This is a genomic window from Allobosea sp. 05T422_2 (assembly GCF_056396265.1).
Window position 1 is genome coordinate 38,139 of record NZ_JBFTLD010000021.1, and the last position, 23,914, is coordinate 62,052.

The 23,914-nt window shown below is 65.2% G+C and carries 17 protein-coding genes and 2 pseudogenes; 10 read left to right on the forward strand and 9 right to left on the reverse strand.

Going from position 1 to position 23,914, the window contains the following annotated elements:
• Window positions 1-129: 129 nt before the first annotated feature.
• The 3 genes from purL to grxD are packed head-to-tail and all read left to right on the forward strand — an operon-like array spanning window position 130 to window position 2,968.
• Entirely contained in the window at window positions 130-2,337 is a 2,208-nt protein-coding gene (purL, locus tag AC1DJT_RS06355) for a phosphoribosylformylglycinamidine synthase subunit PurL (RefSeq protein ID WP_476775641.1), read from the forward strand.
• A 12-nt stretch (window positions 2,338-2,349) separates the two neighbouring features.
• Window positions 2,350-2,586 (forward strand): BolA/IbaG family iron-sulfur metabolism protein, encoded by a 237-nt coding sequence (locus AC1DJT_RS06360; protein ID WP_476833739.1) that lies wholly within the window; start codon window positions 2,350-2,352, stop codon window positions 2,584-2,586.
• A 46-nt stretch (window positions 2,587-2,632) separates the two neighbouring features.
• A complete protein-coding gene (grxD, locus tag AC1DJT_RS06365) occupies window positions 2,633-2,968 on the forward strand; it encodes a Grx4 family monothiol glutaredoxin (RefSeq protein WP_043233156.1) in 336 nt (111 codons plus the stop codon).
• 39 nt (window positions 2,969-3,007) lie between these two features.
• On the opposite strand, the gene AC1DJT_RS06370 is transcribed toward grxD, so the two are convergent.
• The 3 genes and pseudogenes from AC1DJT_RS06370 to tlpA all read right to left on the reverse strand — a co-directional run bounded on the left by AC1DJT_RS06370 (window position 3,008) and on the right by tlpA (window position 5,752).
• Complete coding sequence (locus tag AC1DJT_RS06370; RefSeq protein ID WP_441487946.1) at window positions 3,008-3,256, reverse strand: DUF1272 domain-containing protein; 249 nt, start codon at window positions 3,254-3,256, stop codon at window positions 3,008-3,010.
• Window positions 3,257-3,343: 87 nt separating this feature from the next.
• Window positions 3,344-5,074, reverse strand: a pseudogene (locus AC1DJT_RS06375) (carbamoyltransferase family protein).
• A gap of 48 nt (window positions 5,075-5,122) precedes the next feature.
• Window positions 5,123-5,752, reverse strand: a complete 630-nt coding sequence (gene tlpA, locus AC1DJT_RS06380) for a thiol:disulfide interchange protein TlpA (RefSeq protein ID WP_476833740.1) — start codon at window positions 5,750-5,752, stop codon at window positions 5,123-5,125.
• 29 nt (window positions 5,753-5,781) lie between these two features.
• Between tlpA and argH the strand changes: the two genes are divergently transcribed.
• From argH to AC1DJT_RS06400, 4 genes and pseudogenes are all read left to right on the forward strand, one after another.
• The gene (gene argH / locus AC1DJT_RS06385) at window positions 5,782-7,173 is read left to right on the forward strand and encodes an argininosuccinate lyase (RefSeq protein WP_476833741.1); all 1,392 of its coding nucleotides are present in this window, start codon (window positions 5,782-5,784) and stop codon (window positions 7,171-7,173) included.
• A gap of 201 nt (window positions 7,174-7,374) precedes the next feature.
• Window positions 7,375-7,431: pseudogene (gene lptM / locus AC1DJT_RS06390) on the forward strand (LPS translocon maturation chaperone LptM); the annotation flags it as partial.
• A 112-nt stretch (window positions 7,432-7,543) separates the two neighbouring features.
• Entirely contained in the window at window positions 7,544-8,695 is a 1,152-nt protein-coding gene (lysA, locus tag AC1DJT_RS06395) for a diaminopimelate decarboxylase (RefSeq protein WP_476833742.1), read from the forward strand.
• Between the two features lie 130 nt (window positions 8,696-8,825).
• Window positions 8,826-11,504, forward strand: a complete 2,679-nt coding sequence (locus AC1DJT_RS06400; RefSeq protein WP_441504371.1) for a TIGR02302 family protein — start codon at window positions 8,826-8,828, stop codon at window positions 11,502-11,504.
• A gap of 6 nt (window positions 11,505-11,510) precedes the next feature.
• Here the strand turns inward: AC1DJT_RS06400 and yddG are convergent, their stop codons facing one another.
• The 6 genes from yddG to AC1DJT_RS06430 all read right to left on the reverse strand — a co-directional run bounded on the left by yddG (window position 11,511) and on the right by AC1DJT_RS06430 (window position 18,664).
• A complete protein-coding gene (gene yddG, locus AC1DJT_RS06405) occupies window positions 11,511-12,362 on the reverse strand; it encodes an aromatic amino acid exporter YddG (protein WP_441504372.1) in 852 nt (283 codons plus the stop codon).
• Between the two features lie 169 nt (window positions 12,363-12,531).
• The gene (locus AC1DJT_RS06410; RefSeq protein ID WP_441504373.1) at window positions 12,532-13,671 is read right to left on the reverse strand and encodes an alpha/beta hydrolase; all 1,140 of its coding nucleotides are present in this window, start codon (window positions 13,669-13,671) and stop codon (window positions 12,532-12,534) included.
• 266 nt (window positions 13,672-13,937) lie between these two features.
• A complete protein-coding gene (locus tag AC1DJT_RS06415) occupies window positions 13,938-15,212 on the reverse strand; it encodes an NAD(P)/FAD-dependent oxidoreductase (RefSeq protein ID WP_476833752.1) in 1,275 nt (424 codons plus the stop codon).
• 48 nt (window positions 15,213-15,260) lie between these two features.
• Complete coding sequence (locus AC1DJT_RS06420; RefSeq protein ID WP_441504374.1) at window positions 15,261-16,382, reverse strand: amino acid ABC transporter permease; 1,122 nt, start codon at window positions 16,380-16,382, stop codon at window positions 15,261-15,263.
• A 1-nt stretch (window position 16,383) separates the two neighbouring features.
• Entirely contained in the window at window positions 16,384-17,556 is a 1,173-nt protein-coding gene (locus tag AC1DJT_RS06425; RefSeq protein WP_476833743.1) for an amino acid ABC transporter permease, read from the reverse strand.
• An 85-nt stretch (window positions 17,557-17,641) separates the two neighbouring features.
• Window positions 17,642-18,664 carry an amino acid ABC transporter substrate-binding protein gene (locus AC1DJT_RS06430; protein ID WP_441487957.1) on the reverse strand — a complete coding sequence of 341 codons (1,023 nt, stop codon included), beginning with the start codon at window positions 18,662-18,664 and terminating at the stop codon, window positions 17,642-17,644.
• A gap of 310 nt (window positions 18,665-18,974) precedes the next feature.
• Between AC1DJT_RS06430 and AC1DJT_RS06435 the strand changes: the two genes are divergently transcribed.
• From AC1DJT_RS06435 to AC1DJT_RS06445, 3 genes are all read left to right on the forward strand, one after another.
• Window positions 18,975-20,465 carry an amidohydrolase family protein gene (locus tag AC1DJT_RS06435; RefSeq protein ID WP_476833744.1) on the forward strand — a complete coding sequence of 497 codons (1,491 nt, stop codon included), beginning with the start codon at window positions 18,975-18,977 and terminating at the stop codon, window positions 20,463-20,465.
• A 245-nt stretch (window positions 20,466-20,710) separates the two neighbouring features.
• Entirely contained in the window at window positions 20,711-21,691 is a 981-nt protein-coding gene (locus tag AC1DJT_RS06440) for an ABC transporter substrate-binding protein (protein WP_476833753.1), read from the forward strand.
• A 33-nt stretch (window positions 21,692-21,724) separates the two neighbouring features.
• Window positions 21,725-23,461: a cache domain-containing protein gene (locus AC1DJT_RS06445; protein WP_441504377.1), complete on the forward strand. Its 1,737-nt coding sequence runs from the start codon at window positions 21,725-21,727 to the stop codon at window positions 23,459-23,461.
• Window positions 23,462-23,914 lie beyond the last annotated feature (453 nt).

The following is a 23,914-nucleotide window of genomic DNA, read 5'->3' on the forward strand; positions in this document are numbered from 1 at the left end:
AATAGGCGCGAATGCACGCCTGCATGGCATTGATCGGCGGGAATGCGTTGTCTCCGGCGGACAAGCAGGTTATGCCCCGCGCATCAGAGGCGGGCCGGGCGTCCGCGATCAGGGACCAGGCGAGCCGTGATTCCCAACGAGATCAAGATCACTCCGCAACTCGTGGCCGAGCACGGCCTCAAGCCGGACGAATATCAGCGTTTCCTCCACCTGATCGGTCGCGAACCGACGATCACGGAGCTCGGCATCGTCTCGGCGATGTGGAACGAGCATTGCTCCTATAAATCCTCGAAGATCCATCTGAAGACGCTGCCGACCAAGGCGCCCTGGGTGATCCAGGGCCCGGGCGAGAATGCCGGTGTCATCGATATCGGCGACGGACTTGCGGTGGTCTTCAAGATGGAGAGCCACAACCACCCTTCGTTCATCGAGCCCTATCAGGGCGCGACGACCGGTGTCGGGGGCATCCTGCGCGACGTCTTCACCATGGGCGCACGCCCGATCGCGGCCTTGAATGCGCTGCGCTTCGGCGATCCTTCGCATCCCAAGACCCGGCATCTTGTCTCGGGCGTCGTTGCCGGCATCGGCGGCTACGGCAATTCCTTCGGCGTCCCGACGGTCGGCGGCGCGGTCGGCTTCCACACGCGCTATGACGGCAACATCCTGGTCAACGCGATGGCGGTCGGCCTCGCCAAGACCGACGAGATTTTCTACGCCAAGGCGTCGGGTGTTGGTAAGGCGATCGTCTATCTCGGATCCAAGACCGGTCGCGACGGCATCCACGGCGCGACCATGGCGTCGGCCGCCTTCGGCGATGGCGGCGAGGAACGCCGCCCGACCGTGCAGGTCGGCGATCCCTTCGCCGAGAAGCTGCTGCTGGAAGCCTGCCTCGAGATCATGGCGGCAGGCCATGTCGACGCCATCCAGGACATGGGCGCAGCCGGACTGACCTGCTCGGCCGTCGAGATGGGCGCCAAGGGCGACCTCGGCGTCGAACTCGATCTCGACGCGGTGCCCTGCCGCGAAGACCAGATGAGCGCCTATGAGATGATGCTCTCGGAGAGCCAGGAGCGCATGCTCATGGTGATCAAGCCGGGTCATGAGGAGCCGGCCGAGGCGATCTTCAGGAAATGGGGTCTGGATTTCGCCGTTGTCGGCAAGACCACCGACACCTTGCGCTTCGTCGTGAAGCACCAGGGTGAGACCATGGCCGACCTGCCGATCAAGGAACTCGGCGACGAGGCTCCCGAATATGACCGGCCCTGGATCGAGACACCGAAGCTGGCGATCATCGAGGCGGCTGCGGTGAAGCCACCCATGTCGAACGCGGATGCCTTGCTGAAGCTCGTCGGCTCGCCGGATCTCTGCTCGAAGCGCTGGGTCTATGAGCAGTACGACACGCTGATCCTCGGAAACTCGGTGGTCACGCCCGGCGGCGATGCCGGCATCGTTCGCATCGAGGAGGGGCCGAAGGGCCTTGCCATGACCGCCGACGTGACGCCCCGCTATTGCGAAGCTGACCCGTTCGAGGGCGGCAAGCAGGCGGTCGCCGAAGCGTGGCGCAACCTTACCGCCGTCGGTGCGACGCCGCTCGCCATCACCGACAACCTGAATTTCGGCAATCCCGAGCGCCCTGAGGTGATGGGCCAGCTTGTCGGCTGCATCAAGGGTATCGGCGAGGCCTGCAAGGTGCTCGACTTCCCGGTCGTCTCCGGCAACGTCTCTCTCTACAACGAGACCAATGGCATCTCGATCCTGCCGACCCCGACGATCGGCGGCGTCGGTGTTCTGGCCGACGTGACGAAGCACGCGACTGTCGGCTTCAAGGCCGAAGGCGAGAGCATCATCCTGATCGGCGAGACCTCCGGCTGGCTCGGCCAGTCGGCCTATCTCGCGACCATCTGCGGCCGGGAAGAAGGCGCGCCGCCGCCGGTCGATCTCGCGATCGAGCGCCGCAATGGCGAATTCGTGCGCGCGCTGATCACGGGCGGCCGCGTCAGCGCCTGCCATGATCTGTCGGATGGCGGCCTCGCGGTTGCCCTGACCGAGATGGCGCTTGCCGGCGGCGTCGGCGCGACCGTGACGCAGCTTCCCGCGGGGCCGGCCCATGCCGTCCTGTTCGGTGAAGATCAGGCGCGGTATCTCGTCACCGTGCCGTCGAGTGCCGTCGAGGGGCTGCTGACCGAGTCCAGGGCGGCCGGCGTGCCTGCCGCTCTCATCGGCCGGACTGGCGGAAACGCTCTTGCGCTGCCGGGCGAGGCKCCGGTGGCGCTGACCGCGCTCGACAAGGCGCATGAGGACTGGTTCCCGACCTATATGTCGGCCAAGGGCGCGTAAGGAGACACGATCATGGCGATGGACGCGCACGATATCKAGGCGATGATCAAGGCGGCGCTGCCGGACGCGGTGATCGAGATCAAGGATCTCGCCGGCGATGGCGACCACTACGCGGCGACCGTGACCTCGGCCGCCTTCAAGGGCAAGAGCCGGGTTCAGCAGCACCAGATGGTCTATGCCGCGCTGCAAGGCCGCATGGGCGGCGTGCTGCACGCCCTTGCGCTGACGACGACGGTTCCCCAGAATTAGTAGAGATGACCAGCGGGCCTTGACCCCGCCTCAGGAGAGAAGACCGATGAGCGACGTCAACGCCCGTATCGACGCCGAAGTGAAGTCCAGCGACGTGGTGCTCTTCATGAAGGGCACGCCCCAGTTCCCGATGTGCGGTTTCTCCGGGCAGGTCGCCCAGATCCTCGGTTATCTCGGCGTGCCCTACAAGGGCGTGAACGTGCTGGAAGACCAGGAGATCCGCGAGGGCATCAAGGCCTATTCCAACTGGCCGACCATCCCGCAGCTCTACGTCAAGGGCGAGTTCATCGGCGGTTGCGATATCACCCGCGAGATGTTCCAGGCCGGCGAGCTGCAGGCGCTCTTCGAAGAAAAGGGCATCACCGTCAAGCAGGCGAGCTGAGGCTCGTCCGGACCCGTCCGCGGAGCTGCGTCGTAGCCTTCAGGCCGCGGCGCATTCCGGGTGGGGCTTGCGGATCCGTTCCTGTGAGGGCGGGTATTTTTCCAGCTTGTCGGCGGGCCTGATCGGCCTGCGCACCAGTTCGCCGCCGCAATTCGGGCAGGCGCCGTTGAAGCGCGTCTCGGTGCAGTCGGCGCAGAAGGTGCATTCGAAGGTGCAGATCATCGCGTCGCGCGCCTCGGGCAGCAGGTCACGGTCGCAGCATTCACAGTTCGGGCGAAGTTGCAGCATGGCATTCTCCAGACACGGCGGAKAGATCATGCGACCGGCGATGCTGCGCCGCCAGCACTTGCTGATGAGATCGATCAGCCCAGGCGATTACTTCACCAAAAGCCAGTCCTCGACGACCAGCGCATCAAGGCCGCTGGTATAGAACATCAGGATCGCATCCTCTGCCGTGTGCAGAATGGGCTTACCCATGATGTTGAAAGAGGTGTTGAGGATCACCGGAACGCCGGTGATGGCATGGAAGGCTGAGATCAGCGCGTGATAGCGCTCGTTGCGGTCGGCTGTGACGCTCTGCAGCCGGCCAGTCGCATCTTCATGAACCACGGCGGGGACGCGTCCGCGCACCGGCGGCTTCCAGACCAGCGTACGCTCCATATAGGGCTAGTCCTGGTAGTTCTCGAACCAGTCCGTGCCGTGTTCGGCGAGAATCGACGGGGCGAAGGGGCGGAAGGCCTCGCGATACTTGACCTTGGCGTTGAGCAGATCCTTGGCGTTGGCCGGGCGAGGATCGGCAAGGATCGAGCGGTTCCCGAGCGCACGTGGGCCGAACTCGGCCTTGCCCTGGACCCAGCCGACAAGCTTGCCCTCGGCAAGCAGCCGGGCCGTCACCGGGGCAACCTCCTTGGGTGCGAGACGCTTCAGGCGAGGCTCCCAGGCCGCCATGCGCTCCAGCGGCTCGGTCGAGACGCGCGAGCCGAGATAGGGCGTCAKCGGGCCCTTCGGCGCRCGCCAGTCCGGATGCGCCTCGGCATGGGCGAGCCAGGCCGCSCCRATGGCATTGCCGTCATCGGCGGGAGCGGAGGGTACGAAGACCTGGCTGAAGCCGTGGCGGCCGACGATCTTGCCGTTKAACGAGGAGTTGAGCGCGCAGCCGCCTGACAGCACCAGATTCTCGGAGGGCACCAATGCGGCAGCTTCAGCCAGCAGAGCCGCCATCATCTCGGCGAAGACATCCTGGCCGCAGCGGGCAAGGTCGGCCCAGCCCTGGTCGAGCGCATCAGTGGGCCGCCGCGCCAGGATCTCGGCGGAGACCGCGCGTATGGTTGCGGTATCCGCGAAGGAAAGCTTGTTCTCCTCGATCCGATAGAGGCGTCGCAGCAGCGCCAGCAAGCCGGCATCCTGCTTGCCATAGGGCGCGAGCCCCATGATCTTCCATTCCTCGCCCTTCGCCTGGTCGAAGCCGGTCAGGTCGGTGACGAGGCCGAAATAGAAGCCGATCGACTCGCGCCCGCGGTGACGCTTCACCTCGCTGATCTCGCCATCGCGCAACGTAAGGATGGCCGAGGCCCCTGTCTCGCCCATGCCGTCGACGACGAGGCAGGCGGCATCGCGGAAGGGCGACGACCAACAGGCATAGGCCGCGTGACCGAGATGGTGGCCATAGCGCTTGATCCCGGTGACATTTGCCTTGCCGAAGGCGCGGTCGAGCCCGAGCAGAGTGCCTAGGCCGGCGCGCTGCTGGCCGAGATGCAGCGAGGCGATCAAGGCCCGCTCGGAGCGCTCCGGCACCAGCGAGCGGTTGAGCTCGGGGGAGAGCTTGAGCAGTTCATCGATCGTGAAGGCGCCGGTCCGGCTCATCTGCTCGAGGAACCCGGTGAACTCCCCGCTCCAGCTCGTCGCGATCTGTACCGGAGCGCCTGCCGGGATGTAGCGCTTGAGCAGGCTTTCCATCCGCGGTGCGGAATCGGGTTCGCAGTTCGGTGCGCGCTTATATTGCAGGTAGCGCTCGGTCGCCTCGGCGAAGAGCACCTCGCCATCGGGGCCAACGATCGCGATCGCAGGATCGTGGAAGGTGGTCGCGAGGCCGATCGTGTAGCTCATGCCGCAACGATATGGAGCAGAGCGCGCGATCAGGCAAACCGCGGCGGCTCAGCGTCCGAGCGCCGTGCGAATGAAGGAGAGCGCGTCCTGGCTGGCCCAGTCGGCAGGGCCCTGGAGCATCGCGAGTTCACAGCCCGACGGGTCGACCAGGAAGCTGACCGGCATGCCTTCGATCTTTTTGGCCGAGCGCAGATCCTGGAAGACCTTGGCCTCCGGATCGGCGTAATAGCCGAGCTGGTCGATCTTGCGCTCGGCAAGCCAGGTCTTCGGCTTCTCGAGGTTCCGGGTGTCGATATTGATCGCCACCACCGCGAAATCCTGGCCGCCGAGCTTGCCCTGCAGCGCGTCCAGCGACGGCATCTCATGCAGGCAGGGCAGGCACCATGTCGCCCAGAGATTGACCAGGACGGTCCGTCCCTTGAAGGCTGACAATGTTGTCGGCTKGCCGTCGGGGCCGTTGAAGGCGAGGTTTGGCAAGGGCTGCGGTGCTTTTGCAACCTCCACGGCCGCAAGTTCGCCGCGTGCCAACGGTCGCAGTTTTTCAGCGGTCGCTGCCGCCGCCGAGCATGATCCCGAATTGCCGGCCCGGCCCTGGACAGAGTAGAAGGCCGCGACGCCGCCGAGTGCAATCAAGGCGAGAGCGCCGAAGGCGGCAAATGTTTTTGAACGAGACGTCATTGCGCGTCCAAAAAGCAGGAAAGAGCGTCGTGAGCAATCGCATGTGGGGAGGGCGTTTCGCCACGGGGCCGGATGCCATCATGGAGGAGATCAATGCCTCCATCGACTTCGACCAGCGCCTGTGGCGCCAGGATATCCGCGGGTCGCTGGCGCATGCGGCGATGCTGGGCGAGACCGGCATCCTGACCCGTGAAGATGTGAACGTGATCAGCGCAGGGCTCAAGGCGATCKAGGCCGAGATCGAGGCCGGCACGTTCACGTTCTCGCGCGCGCTCGAAGACATCCACATGAATGTCGAGAGCAATCTCAAGGAGCGGATCGGCGCTGCGGCGGGCCGTCTGCACACGGCCCGCTCGCGCAACGATCAGGTCGCGACCGATATGCGCCTGTGGGTGCGCGATACGCTCGAAACGCTCGATCGGCAGATCGCCGACCTGCAACTGGCTCTTGCCGAGAAGGCCGAGGCCCATGCCGGTGCGGTGATGCCGGGCTTCACGCATCTGCAGTCGGCGCAGCCGGTGACGTTCGGGCATCACATGCTCGCCTATGTCGAGATGCTGGCGCGCGACCGCGGTCGTGTCCATGATGCGCGCGAGCGCCTCAACGAATGCCCGCTCGGCGCTGCGGCGCTTGCCGGCACCTCCTTCCCGATCGATCGTTTCCACACGGCCAAGGCGCTCGGCTTTGCCAGGCCGACCGCCTATTCACTGGATTCGGTTTCGGATCGCGATTTCGTACTGGAGACACTCGCGGCGGCCTCGATCTGCGCCATGCATCTCTCGCGTTTCGCTGAGGAGATCGTGCTGTGGGCGACGCCCCAGTTCGGCTTCGTCAAGCTCTCGGACAAGTTCTCGACCGGCTCCTCGATCATGCCGCAGAAGCGCAATCCCGACGCCGCCGAGCTGGTGCGCGGCAAGGCGGGACGCGTCTTCGGGCATCTTCAGGCGCTGCTGACGATGATGAAGGGGCTGCCGCTCACCTATTCCAAGGATATGCAGGAGGACAAGGAAGGCACTTTCGATGCGCTGCAGTCGCTCTCGCTGTGCCTTGCCGCCACGTCGGGCATGGTCCGCGACATGGAGCCCAACCTGAAGGTGATGAAGAACGCCGCGGGCCTCGGCTACGCCACCGCGACCGACCTTGCGGACTGGCTGGTTCGGGTTCTGAAGATGCCGTTCCGCGATGCGCATCACGTCACTGGCAAGCTGGTCGGCGTCGCTTCTGCCAGGGGCGTCGGGCTGGAGAAGCTGACGCTCGCCGAGATGCAGGACGTCGAGCCGAAGATTACCGAGGCTGTCTTCGCCGTGCTCGGCGTCGAGCAGTCGGTGAAGAGCCGTGTCAGTTATGGCGGCACGGCGCCGGCCAATGTCCGTCGTCAGGCCAAGCGCTGGCTGAGGCAGCTCGCCAAGGAGCAGCAGTGACAATTCGGGGGAGATGCCCGGGCACAACCCGGGCATGACCGCAGGAGATTCCCGGGGCGGCCCTGCACTCTGCCCTGGGAATGACGCTCCGTCGCTGCAAAGGCTCGCAAGCGCGCGCGCCTTTCGCTACAGTCCCCGTCACATATTGCCCGAGGATTCCCGTTCGTGCTGCACCCCCGCCTGAAACTCGGCCGCGCCATCGTGGTCGCCGGCCTGCTAGGTCTCGCTTTGACTGCCTGCGGCCGCAAGGGACCGCTCGAAGCGCCGCCGAACGCGACCAACGCCCTCGACCTGCCTGACGAGGACATCGGCGCGGTCGAGAACCGCGTGCCGGAGACCACGACTTCGCCGATCGCCAAGCCGCAGCGCAATGCGTGGCATCGATCCCGCGGGGCCGGCGCCGCATGTCTTCTATGCCGTCAAGGCGAACGGCAATCTCGGTGTCCTGAAGACGCTGGCCGCGCTCGGCGCGGGGGCCGATACCGTCTCGGAAGGCGAAGTGCGCAAGGCACTTGCCGCCGGTTTCGCTCCCGAGAAGATCGTCTTTTCCGGCGTCGGCAAGAGTGAGAGCGAACTCGCTTTCGCAGTCGGGGCGGGCATCTTCCAGATCAATATCGAGTCGGAGAGCGAGCTCGACCTGTTGTCGAAGGTGGCGGCAAGGCTCGGCAAGCGCCAGGAGGCTGTCTTCCGCGTCAATCCCGATGTCGGTGCCGGCGGCCACGCCAAGATCACCACCGGCTCTGCCGCCAACAAGTTCGGCGTTTCCTTCGAGGAGGCGAGCCGGCTCTACGCACGCGCCGCCAATATGCCGGGTGTCCGGATGATGGGGCTGGCAGTTCATATCGGCAGTCAGATCCGCGAGACCGAGGCCTTTGAGGCGGCCTATGCCAAGATGGTCGGCCTCGTTGGCAGCCTGCGGGCGGAGGGGCACCGGGTCGACCGGCTCGATCTCGGCGGAGGCCTTGGAATTCCCTACGAGATTCCGAAGGATTTCGATCACGGTCCGAGCCTGATCGAGGATTACGCGGCCATGGTCGGGCGCGTCACCAAGGGGCTCGATGTCGAGCTTGGCTTCGAGCCTGGCCGCCTGATCGTCGGCAATGCCGGCATCCTGCTGACGCAGGTGTTGCATCTCAATTCGCGGCCCACCAAGCAGTTTCTCGTCGTCGATGCGGCGATGAACGACCTGCTGCGGCCGGCGATGTACGAGGCCTATCACGAGATCTGGCCGGTGGCCGAGCCTGCTGCCGATATGCGCAAGCTTGCCTATGACGTGGTCGGACCGATCTGCGAATCGGGCGACACATTCACCACCGATCGCCTGCTGTCGGAGCTGAAACAGCACGATCTGATCGCCTTCATGACAGCGGGGGCCTATGGCGCCAGCATGTCTTCGACCTATAATCAGCGCCCGCTGGTCGCCGAAGTGCTGGTCAAGGGTGCCGAATTTGCCGTGACGCGCCCGCGCCAGAGCTATGAAGACCTGATCGGCACGGATCGTGCACCGCCCTGGCTGGCCTGAGCCTGCGGTTCACGAAACGCGGAGCGGCCTGTGTGTGACAGGGCTGCACTCTGGCCTTGCCATATTCACGTGATAGCGTGCTGTTACTTGGTGGGGTTCACGCGGAGCGGGGGCGGCTCGGAGCGACGGCATGAAAGAGGCGCAGCGCCGCATGGCGCTTGATCCGATCGGGAGCATCCGCCAGCGCCTTGGCAGGCTGGCCGCGGTGTCCCGCGCCTCGCTTGCCTGGGAGCGCCTCTGGCCCCGGCTCTGGTTGCCCGCGACAGTCATCCTCACGTTCCTGGCGCTGTCCTGGCTCGGGCTGTGGACGCACCTGCCCTGGCAGGGCCGCGCCATGGGCGTCGTGCTCTTCTTGTCTGCGCTGGCTGCCAGCATCTGGTACGTTGTTCGCACGCCCTTGCCGTCACGGCGCGATGCGCTGGCGCGGCTTGACCAGTCGCTGCAAGGGGCGCATCGCCCGGCCTCGGCGCTGGAGGACAGTCTCGCCGTCGGTTCGAACGATCCGGTTTCCCAGGCGCTGTGGAAGCTTCACGTCGAGCGCCAGGGCGCGCAGATCGCTGGTTTGCGGGTCGCCCCGCCGCGGCCACGCATGGCCATGCGCGACCGGCTTGCCATTCGCGCCGTGCCGCTGCTTGCGGCCGTCACCGCCTTTTTCGTCGCTGGCCACGAGGCCGGATCCCGTATCTCGGCTGCCTTCGACTGGCGCGGTCCGTCGGCGCCGGTTGCCGCCGCCAGGATCGATGCCTGGATCGATCCGCCCGCCTATACCCGCTTGCCGCCGATCCTGATCGATTTCGCCCGGCTGCACGGCACCGCCTTCACCGCGCCGGAAAAATCGACCGTGGTGATTCGCATTGCCGGCAAGAGCGGCATGGATGTCGTGACCACGGGCCGGCTCGACGTATTGCCGCCGCCGCAGACGAAGGATGGCAAGCCGGTCGAGCCGGCCTCTGTTGCCGTGCTGGAAAAGCGCTACATGCTGGCCGGCAATGGCACGCTCAGGATCACCGGCAGCGGCGCGCCTCAGGCGACACTGACCCTGACCGCGGTTGCGGACCAGCCGCCCCAGATCAGCTTCGTCGAGCCGCCCAAACCGGTCAGCGGGGTGCAGGGCGGGCTGGGGCTGACGTTCCGCGCCAAGGACGATTACGGCATTGCCTCGGCCGAGGTCGTCGTCTCGCGGACCGGGCCGCCATCGGGCGGGCGCTCGCTGGTCGAGCCGCCGAAACAGGCGCTCAGCGTTCCGTCCTCCCCGTCCGGCGAGGAAGAACTGAAGAACACGGTCGATTTCTCGGCTCATCCCTGGGCCGGTGCCAAGGTCAAGATGGTGCTCGTTGCCCGCGACGAAGCCGGGCAGGAGGGCCGCAGCGAGACGGTCGAGGTCGTCTTGCCGCAGCGCACCTTCACCAAGCCGCTCGCCAAGGCGCTGGTCGAGCAGCGACGCAAGCTCGTCATGGATGTCGACGCGCGCAAGCACGTCCAGCTCGCCATGGATGCGCTGCTGATCGAGCCTGGGCGCTTCATGAAGGAGGCCGGCGTCTATCTCGGCATGCGCATGATCGGCGAAAGGCTGCGGCGCGCCACCAATGACGACCAGTTGCGCGATGTCGCCGACCTGATGTGGGGCATGGCGCTCCAGCTCGAGGATGGCGATCTCTCCGATGCGGAGCGCGATCTGCGCGCCGCCCAGGAACGGCTGCAGCAGGCTCTGGAGCGCGGGGCGTCCGAGGAAGAGATCCGCAAGCTGACCGAAGATATGCGGCGGGCGCTCGACAAGTTCATGCGCGAGCTCGCCCAGCAAATGCAGCGCCAGCAGCAGAATGGCGACCAGAACCAGGCGCAACTGCCGGAGAATTTCCGCTCAGTGACGCCGCGAGACCTGCAGAACATGCTGAACCGGATCGAAGAGCTTTCCCGGCGCGGCGACATGGCCGAGGCTCAGCGGCTGATGGAGGAGCTGAACAATCTCCTCAACAATCTCCAGATGGCGCGGCCCGGCCAGCAGGATCCGCGGCAGCGCGAGATGAACCAGGCACTCGGCGATCTCGACCGGATGACCCGCGACCAGCAGAACCTCCGCGACGAAACCTATCAGCAGGAACAGCAGCGTCAGAACCGGGCGCAGCAGGGCCGACGCCCTGGCCAACAGCAGGCGCGCCCTGGCCAAGGACAGCGTCAGCAGGGCCAACAGGGCCAGCGCGGGCAGCGTGGACAGCAGCAGCCCGGCCAGGAGGGCGAAGACGGCGAGGGCGAGGACGGGCAGCAGGGAGCCGAGGGTCAGCAGCAGGGCCAAGGGCAGGGGCTGTCACAGCGCCAGCAGGCTCTGCGCGAGCGCCTGCAGGATCTGCAGCGGCGGATGCGCGGCATGGGCGCCCCGGAGTCCGGCGAGCTGGGCGAGGCCGAGGACGCAATGCGCGAGGCCGAAGGCCAGCTCGGCCAGGGGCAGGGCGAGGGTGCGCTCGAATCGCAAGGCAAGGCGCTCGATGCCTTGCGCCGTGGCGGGCAGAACCTTGCCCAGCAAATGCAGGGGCAGCCCGGTGACGGCGACGGTACGGAAGGMGCCTTCGGCGAGCCGGATGGCCAACCAGCCGGCCGGCCTTCTGCACAGCAGCGAGGCCGTGACGATCCGCTCGGCCGGCCGCAGCGTCAGCGCGACTGGGCCGATGGCCGCGTGCGCGTGCCCGGGGCCGATGAAAGTGCGACGCAGCGGGCGCGGCGCATCCTCGAAGAGCTCCGGCGTCGGCTCGGCGATCCGTCGCGGCCCCTCGAAGAGCTCGACTATCTCGAGCGGTTGCTCCGGCGGAACTGAGCGCTTTCAGGCCTTGCGGGAGCTCGCGACCAGCGCCCCGGCCACGATCAGCGCGCAGGACGCCGCGAGCAGCCAGCTCGCGGCCGCATAGCCCGCGATCACGAGGATGAGCGTGGAGAGCACCGGTGCGGCATAGGAGGCGACACCGAGGAAGGCGACGTCGCCGCGCTTCATGCCGATATCCCAGCAGATGAAGGCCAGCCCGATCGAGCCGAGGCCGAGCCCGAGCGCGCCGGCCCATTCAACTGTCGTCAGCTCCCAGAGGGTCGTCTCGAAGGCCGCGTGGCACGCAAGGGCGGCCACAGCGCAGCCAAGCAGGGTGACGCCGAGGCTCTCGGACGGCACCTCGGCAAACCGGCGCGACAGAACCGAGTAGCTCGCCCAGACGAAGGCGCCAAGCGCGGCAAGTCCGTGTCCGAGCGAGAGCCCGCCGCCTGCGCCGAGCCCGCCCGAGATCAGCAGCGCCGTCGCGGCGAGCCCGATCAGCGCCCCGATCAGATGCCGGAGCTTCAGGGTGCCGCCMGGCAGCAGCGCCGCGAAGAGCACGATCAGCAACGGCCAGAGATAGTGGATCAGATTGGCCTCGGCCGCCGGCGCGGTCTTGACCGCGGCATAGTAGAGCGCGGTGTCGCCGAAGGGGCCGTAGAGGCCAAGCGCGAAAGAGCCCCAGGTCGGCCGAACCCTGCGCAGTTGCCCACGTGCGGCGGTGATGCAGAGGATCAGCATGCCGCCGATGGCAAACGTCATGCCGACGAGCTGGAACGGCGGTACGCGACCGGACATGGCCGTGAACAGAGCCAGCGTCGACCAGAGCAGGATGGCGCCAAATCCGGTGAAGGTCGCGGTGCGAGAGGTCATCGGCGGGAAAGCTGCTTGGGGGCGGGACGCTGCTGGCGTTATCAGATCGACGGCTTGCTGCCCATTGATCGCAGCGCTCAACCGACGTGAGGAAAGCGGCTTGCATGCTCGCAAGCCGTGGCGCGCTGATCCCGCGGCCGCGTCGAACAGGTCTTCTGGCGCTGCGGGCTTACCGTCCGGTTATGATCTTGATCGGTGCGCCCAGGATCTTGAGGGGCACCGAGACGATCGCTTCCAGCGAGTCGCCCAGAGCCTCACGCGCATTCTCCGACGCGCGGGCCTGCCTGCCGACACCGCGCTCCAGCGTGCTCTTCAATTGAGGCGCGATCTCCGCCAATTGCGCGAACTTGCCGTGATTGCTCGAATCGGTGGCCTTGACGTCGGTCATGTCGAGGACAACGGCGCCAAGCTGCGCCAGCTCCTCCGCATTCTGGGCATCTCCGACGCGGCCCTGGCCTCCTGCGATGAAACTCGATGCACCCAGCGCCTTGTCGTCCTTGGACAACACGATGAAGAACGGCTTCTTTGGTTTTCCGAAGCGCCGCATCTGCGTCTTGAAGACGTCGATGTCGATATCGGGCGCCGCCAGAATGACAATATCGATCTTCTCGGCGCCGGCGAGCCCGCCTGAGATCTTGATCTGGCGCAGGGCTTCGACAGTCACCCAGTTGCCCATGGAATGGGCCAGGATATTGACCTTTTCAGCGTTGCTGGCCAGGAGCAGCCGGATCGTCCGTTCGAGGTTGTCGCGCGCTGCCGTCGCGCTGTTCGAGTCATAGACATATTGTGTCAGCGCCCCCCGCGATGCCCAGGTGAACAACACCGGTACGGCGGGGGCCTGGGAATCGTGCATGACCTGGGCGAAGCGGTAGAGCCCTTCCGCGAACATGGTGTTGTAGCCATGGATGAAGAGCACAACGTTGCGGCTCCCGCGTGGGCGCAAGGCGAGCTGGGCGTTGAGCGCCCTGATGAAGGCCTGCTCTCCGTCGAGGTAGCCGGCCTGGCGCACGACGAAATTGGCCTTCGGATCGCCTGGAGCCGTCGAGGCCCATTCGATTTCGCCAGGTGTGTGCGTTGGCGGAACCGAGACCTCGATCTTGGCGAAATCGAGCGGCATGGCACGCTCGCCGTTGAAGAGCGTCCCTGGCCGCTCGTCGCGCTGGCGGGTGGTGGCGACCAGTATGGTGTGAGAGGTCGACCCGGCCTCGACTGCTGCAACGGGGGCCAGGAACCCCGTTTCGGGCCGCGAGGCGCAGGCGCCCGCAAGCGCAGCGGCCATGATTGCAGCGACGATTGCCGCGTAACGCATGCGAGGCGACAGGAGCGAGCCCCGGCCCAAACGACGAATCCTGTATCCCACGCCCGCTTGCGAATAGGTCATGTACGGCTCCCCGGCGCGCCGAGCGTATGACGCGCAGCCCGGGCCGTAAAGAAGCGGTCTGCGCTTGCTTCGAGCTGCCTATTCTGTGGGGCCGGATACAGTTGAGCCTGCGCTCCGGCCGCACAATTCTTGCGAGCTCTGTGCTTGCCCCCGCTAAAACTGTCGCTTGCGACCGGGGATGAGCTCGCTCGCGCTCAGCGCTCGCGCAGCCAGTCCATCATCTGATAGCGCCAATAGGTCGCCTGGACAGCGACAGTGCCGAATACGCCGCCRTTCCAGACGAGGCCGAAGGGGGCGAACAGGCGATGGCGTTCGCTGGTTCCGAGAATGGCCTCGGCAATGACGCGGCCACCGATCGCGGTGGTGTTGAGCCCATGTCCGCCAAAGCCGAGGCAGTGCCAGACATTCGGGCTGAGCTGGCCAATCTGCGGCATCAGATGTCGCGCATAGGACATCAGGCCCGACCACGCGATCTCGACCTTCAGTGCTTCGAGCTCGGGATAGGTCGAGATCATGGTCCGGCGCAACAGGGCGGCGAGATCGCGCGGCTCGCTGGTGCGGGTGGTGATGCGGCCGCCCCACAGCAGGCGCTGGCCGTCCTCGACGATGCGATAATAATCCCCGGCACGACGGTCATCGCTGATCGCGGCGCGCGTCCCGATGGCCTTGGCGATCAGCTCCGGCGCTGCCTCGGTCGTCAGCACATAGGTCGCGATCGGCAACTGGCTCGAGCGCAGCTTTGGCACGAGGTTGTCGGTATAGCCGCCGCAGGCGATCACGACCTGCCGGGCGCGCAKCTCTCCCGATGCGGTGACCAGGCGTTTCTCGGGACCGGAGAGCTCGGCCGAGACAACGCGCGATCCCTCGATGATTCGCCCTCCCAACGCTTCGATGGCGTCTGCCAGGGCGCGTGCGTAGTTCAGCGGATGGATGTGGAAGGAATGGGGATCAAACAGGGCCTGGTGGTACTTCGGCGAACGAAGCACCTCGCGAACCTGCTCGGTCGGCCAGAAGTCGACGGTGTAGCCGTGATCTCGCGCCAACTGGTCGCGAGCCCGAGCGAGACTGTCGCCACTGTCATAGCGCACGACGCTGATCCTGCCCKGCCGGGGATCGGCACCGGCGATGGCGAGGTCGCGAATGTTGTCGGAAACGATGCGCATGCCCTCGATCGAGAGGCCATGGAGTTCGTTCGCCTTAGTCTCACCAATGGCGCTTGCGATCGAAGAATGGCTGCGGGCATAGCCGGGGCTGACGAAGCCGCCATTGCGCCCCGATGCGCCCCAGCCGACCGCCTCGGCTTCCAGCACCGCGACCGAGCGTCCGGCCCGGGCCAATTCATAGGCGCAGGTGAGCCCGGCGAGCCCGCCGCCAATGATACAGGTATCGACCTCGATGCGGCCCTGCAGCGGGGCCCTCTTGTTCGTCGTCGCGGCGGTGCGGGCATAGAAGGTATCGGGATAGGTCAGCATGATGCCCAGCAAGGCTCTTGTCGCAGGAGGAGCGAGGCAGTCCGGTCAGTGGGCCGGACTGCGATCGTGATCGGTCTTGAGTCGACGCTCAAGGAACCGGCTATAGGACCCCATGCCATAGCTGAACAGGGCGTAGACCAGAGCGGCAAACACATATCCCTCGATTACGGCGATACCCTGCCAGTTCGGGTCGCGCAGCGAGGCGCGGACCGTATCGAGAAAGTCGAGGAGGCCGATGATGGTGACCAGCGTGGTGTCCTGGAAGAAGCCGATGAAGATATTGACGAGCGGCGGAATCACGATCTTCAGCGCCTGCGGCAGGATGATCTTGCGCATCGACAGCCAGTAGCCGAGCCCGAGCGCCGCAGCGGCTTCGTGCTGGCCCTTCGAGACCGCCTGTAACCCGCCTCTGACGGTCTCCGCGATATAGGCTCCGGCGAAGATGATGATCGCGACCTGTGCCCGCAGCAGTTTGTCGACCGTGAGCCCGTCCGGCATGAACAACGGCAGCATCACCGAGGCCATGAACAGGATCGAAACCAGCGGCACGCCGCGGACGACCTCGATGAAGATGATGGCGATGACCTGAATCGCCGGCAGCTTCGAGCTGCGTGCCAACGCCAGAACGACACCCAGTGGGAAACCGAACGCCAGGCCCACCGAAGACAGCATGAAGGAGAGCGGCAGGCCACCCCAGTTCGTGGTGCTGACGACAGGCAGGCCGAACACGCCGCCATACATCAGCACGCCGCAGATCACCGGCACGGCCAGCCAGAGCCAAAGCAGTCGCCGCGACCAGAAGCGCGGAATCATCGAAACGATCATGGCGCCGAGAAACAGGATCACGGCGAAGGCCGGCCGCCAATGTTCGTCGTAGGGGTAGAAGCCGAAGATCATGAAGCGCAGCTTCGCCGCCAGGAACGGCCAGCAAGCCCCGGCCCCGACCTTGCACGCCTGCGGCCCGCCTTCGAGCACCGCGCGCGTCACGAGCCAGCCCCAGGCTCCCGTGACCAGGCGATAGATCAGCCACAGGCAGGCCAGTGTGATGACGGCATTGATCGGCGTGCCCAGAAAGGGCTTCAACCGGGCGGTCAATTCGCGTCCGCGCGGCGGCGGCAGGTCCGCCCGCGCGAGGTTGAGTGTTTCCATTTCGGCGGCGCTGACCATCTCAGCGCTCCACCAGGGCGACGCGGGCGTTGTACCAGTTCATGAACAGGGAGATCGTGATCGACATGCTGAGATAGACCAGCATGAAGATGGCGATGCCCTCGATCGCTTGTCCCGTCTGGTTCATCGTGGTGTTGGAAACCATCACGAGATCGGGGTAGCCGATGGCAATGGCGAGCGATGAGTTMTTGAACGTCGACAGATAGGAACTGGTCAGCGGGGGCACGATCACGCGTAGCGCTTGCGGCAGCACGACGAGCCGCATGGTCTGACGGTCATGCAAACCCACGGCGCGCGCCGCTTCCCATTGGCCGCGCCCGACCGAAAGGATGCCGGCGCGCACGATCTCCGCGATTCCGGCCGAGGCGGAGAGGCCGAGCCCGACCAGCAATGCGGTGAATTCCGGGGTGACCTGAACACCGCCGGTGATGCGGAACCGGCCCTTCTCCGGCCAGTTGATCACGAAATCAGGCTGCAGCAGCAGGATCGCGAGCAGTGGAGGACCAAGAAGGGCGGCGACGATGATCGGCCATCCCGTCTGGTTCTGTCCGGAGGCGACGCGCTTGCTGCGCAGCCTGGATGCCACGAAGAATGCCAGTACGATACCGGCGATCACCGCCGCGAGGACGCCGGTATGCGCGGAAGACCAACGCAGTGACGGAACGATCAGCCCGCCATTGCTGAGGAAGACCTCGGGCAATGGCTGCCAGGCTTCGCGGACAGGCGGGAAGACCGCGACGATGAGTGCATACCAGAGGAAGAGATAGAGAAGCAGCGGCACATTGCGCAGCGCCTCGACATAGATCAGTGCCAGAAAGGCCAGAAGTGGATTGCGCGAGAGCCGGGCTATCCCGACGATCAGACCGAGCAGCGTCGAAACGGTGACCGCGAATATCGACACCCAGATCGTGTTGAAGATGCCGACGAGCAGGGCGCGCGCGTAGGTATCGCCGGAATCATAGCGGATGAAGGACTGGCTGATGACGAAGCCGGCCGGGCGCGAGAGATAGTCAAATCCGGTCGCAATGTTCTGTTCCGCCAACTTGCGCGAGACATTGCCGAACAGATAGAGCCCGACACCGACGACGAGCGCAACGGCGACGACCTGATAGAGCACGGCGCGCACGCGCACGTCATAGAGCAGCCGCACCGGACTGGATGCAGAGGAAGCCATCGAGCTGTTCCGGTCTGGAGTGCCGCCGGCAACAGGGCGCTGCCGGCGGTCTCAGTTCAATCGAGGGAACGCACGTTGGCTGTGATCACCGGAACGGTGGCGAATAGAGCAGGCCGCCCTTGTTCCAGAGCTGGTTGGGGCCACGGCTCAGGCCAAGCGCGGTCTTCTCGCCGAGGCTGCGCTCGAAGATTTCGCCGTAATTGCCGTTCTGCTTGATGATGTTATAGGCCCATTTGTTGTCGAGATTCAGCATCTTGCCGAGATCGCCATTGACGCCCAGCATGCGCTGGATCTCGGGATCCTTGCTCTTCAGCTGCTCGTCGACATTGGCCTGGGTGATGCCATATTCCTCAGCCGCGATCAGCGTATTGACCGACCAGGAGACGATGTCCTTCCAGTTGCTGTCGTTCTGGCGAACGACGGGTGCGAGCGGCTCCTTCGAGATCGTTTCGGGCAGGATGACGAACTGCTTGGGATCATTCGCAACGGCGCGGACCGAAGCAAGGTCGGAGCGGTCGGTGGTGATGACGTCGCAGCGGCCTGAGAAGAAGGCGTTGCGCCACTCATTGTTGTCCTCGAAGACCACGGCCTCGTATTTGATGTTCCGCGGCTTGAAATAGTCCTCGAGATTCTGGAGCGTCGTCGTGCCGGGCAGCAGGCAGATCGCTGCCTGTGAAAGCTCCGACGCGCTCTTCACGCCGAGTTTGGTCGAGACCATCAACCCCTGGCCGTCATAGAAAACGATCGGCGCGAAATCGAGCCCGAGCGAGTTGTCGCGCGAGAAGGTCATGGTCGTCTGGCGCGACAACACGTCGATCTCGCCGGACTGCAGGGCCTGGAAGCGGATATTGGTGTTGAGCGGGACGAATTCGACCTTGTCTGGCGCGCCGAACACTGCAGAGGACACTGCCCGACAAACATCCGTATCGAATCCCTGACGCACGCCCTTGTCGTCAGCATAGGAGTAGCCCGCGGAACTTGGCGAAACACCGCAAAGGACCTTGCCACGCTTCTTCACGGCATCGAGCGTCGCCTGTGCCGAGGCCGGACCCGCAAATACGGCGAGTGCGGCGGCGGCGATCCCGAGCGCAGCAATTTTATTGATCATTTTCGGCATTGTTCACTCCCCTAGGCCCGCCTTTTTTCCGGCGTGTAGTAACGAGCCTATTTGTGCTGGAAAACAACTTCAAGTGTCCTGATCAGCACAGTCGTCATGCGATGGGACCCGGTTCCCAACACTGCCATCGGAGTGCTGCAATCGCAGGGCGTGCGTCAGGCACCGGTGAAGGACGCCATCCCGGAACATGCGAGACCAAGGGACCGCGATGGCTTTCGTGAATCCGCAGTGAGCTGATGCGTTTTCTGCAAGGCACGGCGCAGAATGCCGTTCCGCAACACATTCGAGGGGGGATCACAGGATGAATGACGGCAAAGAACAGGCCGGCAACGGGCAGGTTGGGACGACGGTTATCCGGAACTGCGACTGGATCGTCGCGTGGGACGCTTCCACATCTTCCCATGTCTATCTGCAGAATGCGGATTTCGCCTTCGCCGGCAATGAGATCACCCATGTTGGGCCGGGCTATCTCGGATCGGCGGATACCGAGCATGACGGCCGCGGCGTGATGCTCATGCCCGGCTTCGTCGACATTCACAGCCATACTGGCCATGAGCCGGGCTGGAAGGGCATGCTCGAGGAATTGGGGAGCAAGCGCCTGGGGCAAAGCTCGCTCTACGAGTTCATGCCGGTCTTCAACATCGGTCCGAAATATGCCCGTCATGCCTGCCGGGTGGCGACATCGGAACTGCTGCGGAGCGGCGTGACMACGATCTGCGATCTCGCCGCCCCCCGCGAAGACTGGGTTGGCGATTATGAGGTCACGGGTATTCGCGCCGTTCTCTGGGCGATGCATCGCTCGGGGGCCTGGCGTACGAGCAATGGCCACTCCGTCGAGTATGACCTGGATACGGAACGCGGGGACCGGCTGCTGCTGGAGGCTATCAAGGTGGCCGACGAAGCAAACAAGCATCCGAGTGGCCGGATCAGCGGATATTTCGGGCCCGCGCAGATCGATACCTGCACCGAAGGGCAGATTCTCGGTGCACTTGAAGCCGCACGCGAGCGTGGCCAGCCGATCCAGATCCATGCCGCACAGAGCATTGTCGAATTCCAGGAGATCGTGCGTCGCACCGGCTGCACGCCGATCGAATGGCTCGACAAGATCGGTGCGCTTGGTCCCGACACCGTGATCGGGCACTGCATCTTCCTCAACGATCATCCATGGCTGCATTGGCCGCAGGGCAACGACTTCGAACGGCTTGTGCGGAGCGGCGCACAGGTCGCCCATTGCCCCGTCGTCTTCGCGCGTCGGGGCATCGCGCTGAATACGCTCGCCCGCTATGTCGATGCGGGAGTTCCGGTCGGMATCGGCACCGACAGCTTTCCGCACAACATGCTGGATGAGTTGCGGATGGCTTGTTACGCCGGGCGCATCGTTGCGKGGAGCTTCACCGCAGCGCCGACATCCTATGCCTTCAGTGCCGCCACCAATGTCGGAGCCGACATCATTCGCAGGCCCGATCTCGGCCGCCTGGCCATCGGCTGCAAGGCCGATTTCTCGATCGTCGACATGACGAACCCTTACATGCAGCCTGACTACGATCCGATCCGCAGCATCGTCTATTCCGCGAATGACCGTGCGATCCGGGACGTTTACGTGGATGGGCGACAGGTTGTCGCCAACGGGCAGGTGCTCCACTTCGACATCGGAAACGATATCGAGATGCTGCGCCAAGGGCAGCGGGACGTGATCAAGACGGCGAGCGAGCGGGATTGGGCCGGACGGGAAATCGAGGAGCTGACGCCGCGCGTCTATAAGATCAAGCATCCCGATCGCACGGACGGCTAGCTTCCCAGGCATCGCGGAGGGGAGGGAGGCGAGGGCGAACTTGCCGCCATCCCATGCCGGCGGCGGTGAGTTCGGTTGGGCGGCTCGATGTCGCTCAACCGGCTGTGCGGCCCCGGTCGCGCGGCTATGCTGCGGCCGAGTGATTGAGGTAACATCGAGCGCTTCAAGCCGACTGGCGATGTTGGTTGGAAGGAGAGACGGCGTTGCGTTTCATGCCCTCCGTCTGTGCCGAGGCCGCTGGCCGAATGAGGCGGCGCGATTTCGTCGCGCTCGCCGGTGCAGCGATGGCCTGGACCCTCCCGGCTCGCGCGCAACAGCCGGCTATGCCGGTCATCGGGTATCTCGGTTCCGAATCCCCGGGGCCCTATGCCAGCCGCCTCCGGGCCTTTCGTGAGGGCCTGGCAGAAGCCGGATTTGTCGAGGGGCGCAATCTCGCGATCGAGTATCGGTGGGCGGAGGGCCAGTATCGCCAACTGCCCGCCCTCGCGATGGATCTCGTCAATCGTCAGGTGACGGTGATCGTGGCGCCCGGCGGCGCCGAGGTCGCGCTCGCGGCAAAATCGGCGACGACGACGATCCCGATCGTCTTTGAAATGGGAGGAGACCCCATTGCGCTGGGCGTCGTCGACAGCCTGTCTCGGCCGGGAGGCAATCTCACGGKGGTGTCGAGCCTCAGCGTGGAGGTCTCGCGCAAGCGGCTGGAGTTCATGCACGAGCTGCTTCCTGGTGCCGGGAGCCTTGCCGTTGCCGTCAACCCGACCAGCCCGACTTCGAACTCGCAAATGAAGAACCTCCAGGCAGCGGCGGACAGTCTTGGTCTGCAGCTTCGTGTCCTGACGGCCAGCACCGAACAGGAATTCGACGGCATGTTCAGGACCGTGTCTCAGATGCGGCCGGGCGGTCTCGTCTTCTCCTCTGACCCCTATTTTGCCTATCGCAGTCAGCGGCTTGCCGTCCTCGCAGTCGAGCACGCGGTGCCGGCTGTGACCCAATCCCGTGACTTTCCGATCGCCGGCGGGCTGATGAGCTATGGCGGTGATTTCGAGCAATCGCACCGTCACGCCGGAACCTATGCCGGCCGCATCATCAAGGGCGAAAAGCCCTCCGAACTCCCGGTCCAGCGCGTGACCAAGGTCGAGATGTTCATCAATCTGAAGGCCGCCAATTCTCTGGGCCTATCGTTCCCGCCTTCGCTACTGAGCAGCGCCGACGGGGTGATCGAATGACCCGGCCGGTGAGCCGGCGCGTGAGCTAGCACGGTGCCCCATTCGCCCGACGTCCCACGAACCTCGCTGTTCAGGAAGTATTTTCTCGCCCTGTTTGCGGCGGTCGCCCTGCCGCTTCTGATCGCGGGTGGGAGCGAAGCCTGGTTCGGCTATCACGACCAGCGCGCCAGGCTGAACGACCTGCTCGATGCAGAAGCCCGAGGGGCGGCGGCGAAGATCCAGGATTTCATGGAAGGGATTCGCGATCAGCTTGGGTGGATGGTGCAATTGCCGTGGTCGGAGGCGACCGACGAGCGGCGCAGGCTCGACGCCTTGCGCCTGCTGCGCCAGGTCCCCGCCGTGGTCAGCCTCCGCCTCATCGACGCTGCCGGCAAGGAACGCCTTTTCGTATCGCGCATCGGCCTGAACAGGGTCGAGAGCGGCGAGGACCACTCGGCGAATCCGGCGGTGGCGGGAGCCCGCTCGGGGCGGGTCTGGTTTGGGCCGGTGACGTTCTATGGCGGCTCGGAACCATTCATGACGGTCTCGGTCGCCGGCAATCGCTCGGCGGTCGGAGTGGCGGTCGCGGAGGTCAATCTCAAGTTCATCTGGGATGTGATCTCGGCGATAAGGGTGGGGCGAACCGGCGAGGCGTTCGTGCTCGACCAGCCGGGGCGCCTTGTCGCTCATCCCGATATCAGCCTGGTGCTGCGTGCCGACGAAGCCGCAACGCAACCGCTTCAGGCCTTGCGGGCCGCCATGCTGGCGCGCCCCGGCCAAGCGATCACCGGGCTGGATATCGCGCGAAACACGGTGCTGGCCGCCATGGCGCCGATCCCYGGCGTCGATTGGAGCGTCATCGTAAAGCAGCCCGTGACTGAGGCATTCCGCCGGATCAACGCCGCACTTTGGCGCACCGGGGTGCTGCTCATTGCGGGAACGGCCCTTGCGGCGGTGCTTGCCTATTGGCTGACGCAGCGCATGGTCGGGCCGATACGGCTCCTGGAGGAGGGCGTCGCGCAGATCGGCGCAGGGCAGTTCGACCACCGGATCAGCCTGGGCACGGGCGACGAGTTCGAGCGGCTAGCCACCCGGTTCAATGAGATGGCCGGTGAATTGGCCGTGTCCCAGGAACGCTCCGAACGCATCAGCCGGCTCCGGCGCTTTCTCGCGCCGCAAGTGGCCGAACTCGTCGACCGTACGGGGGATGACGGCGTGCTCGACGGACGACGGGTCGAGGTCGTCGTGGTCTTCTGCGATTTGCGCGGCTTCACCGCCTTCTCGGCGCAGGCTGAGCCCGAAACCGTGATGGGCGTGCTCGGCGAGTACTACGGCGCCATCGAAGCGGTGGTCAGCGCGCATGGGGCGACGCTGATGGGCTTTTCCGGGGACGGAGCGATGGTCCTGGTCAACGCGCCGGTTTCCTGCCCTGACCCGGCCCTGCGCGCCGTCACCATGGCGAGCGACATGCAAATGAGCGTGCAGAAACTTCTGGTCGGATGGCGCAGCCGGGGCCACCAGCTTGGCTTTGGCGTGGGGCTGGCCATGGGGCCGGCCACGGTCGGGCGGATCGGCTCGGAAGGCCGCCTCGATTACGCTGCGATCGGCAACGTCACGAACCTGGCATCGCGCTTATGCGCGAGCGCCCGGGATTCCGAGATCCTAATCGATCGCGTCGCGGCCCGCGCGGTTGGTTCCAGCGTGCCGCTGGCTGAGCTGGATCCGCGGAGTCTGAAAGGGTTCGACCAACCCGTTCCCGTCTTCGCCGTTGTCTTCGGCATCGGACATTAGATCATCGGACCAGATATCGTATCCGATCCGATGATCTAACCATCCGGGATGGCATCGGCTTTCCCGAAAACCGCAATCCACCTTTCGGGCCGATGCCTTAGGTGCCGGCGGCGCCGCTCGTGGAGCAGATTGGCTCCTGATAGCGCGCCGGCGACGATGGCCGTTGATCAGGGACAAACATATCCGGTTGGGTCCGGGACGCAGCGCGCGCCCGTGGGCAGTATCAATGCGCCGCGTGGATCCCGCCGGACATAATCGCCGTTGGGCAGCTGGAAACCGCCGCTTTGGTCGGGTGTCACGCGCGTGCCGTCAGGCAGGACGAAGTCGCTGCCCGACCTTATGATGCGCTTCTCGGGCGTGCTGTCCGGCACGATAACCTGACGCACTGGCGTCGGGCTGCATGCTGTGAGTGCGGTGACGCAGAGTAGCGTCGCAAATGGCGTCCTGATCATG

Coding starts and splice junctions, on each gene's coding strand:
- grxD (WP_043233156.1), top strand. CDS start 2,633: ATGAGCGACGTCAACGCCCGTATCGACGCCGAAGTGAAGTCCAGCGAC.
- AC1DJT_RS06370 (WP_441487946.1), bottom strand. CDS start 3,256: ATGCTGCAACTTCGCCCGAACTGTGAATGCTGCGACCGTGACCTGCTG.
- lysA (WP_476833742.1), top strand. CDS start 7,544: ATGCGTGGCATCGATCCCGCGGGGCCGGCGCCGCATGTCTTCTATGCC.
- AC1DJT_RS06410 (WP_441504373.1), bottom strand. CDS start 13,671: ATGCGTTACGCGGCAATCGTCGCTGCAATCATGGCCGCTGCGCTTGCG.
- AC1DJT_RS06420 (WP_441504374.1), bottom strand. CDS start 16,382: ATGGTCAGCGCCGCCGAAATGGAAACACTCAACCTCGCGCGGGCGGAC.
- AC1DJT_RS06430 (WP_441487957.1), bottom strand. CDS start 18,664: ATGATCAATAAAATTGCTGCGCTCGGGATCGCCGCCGCCGCACTCGCC.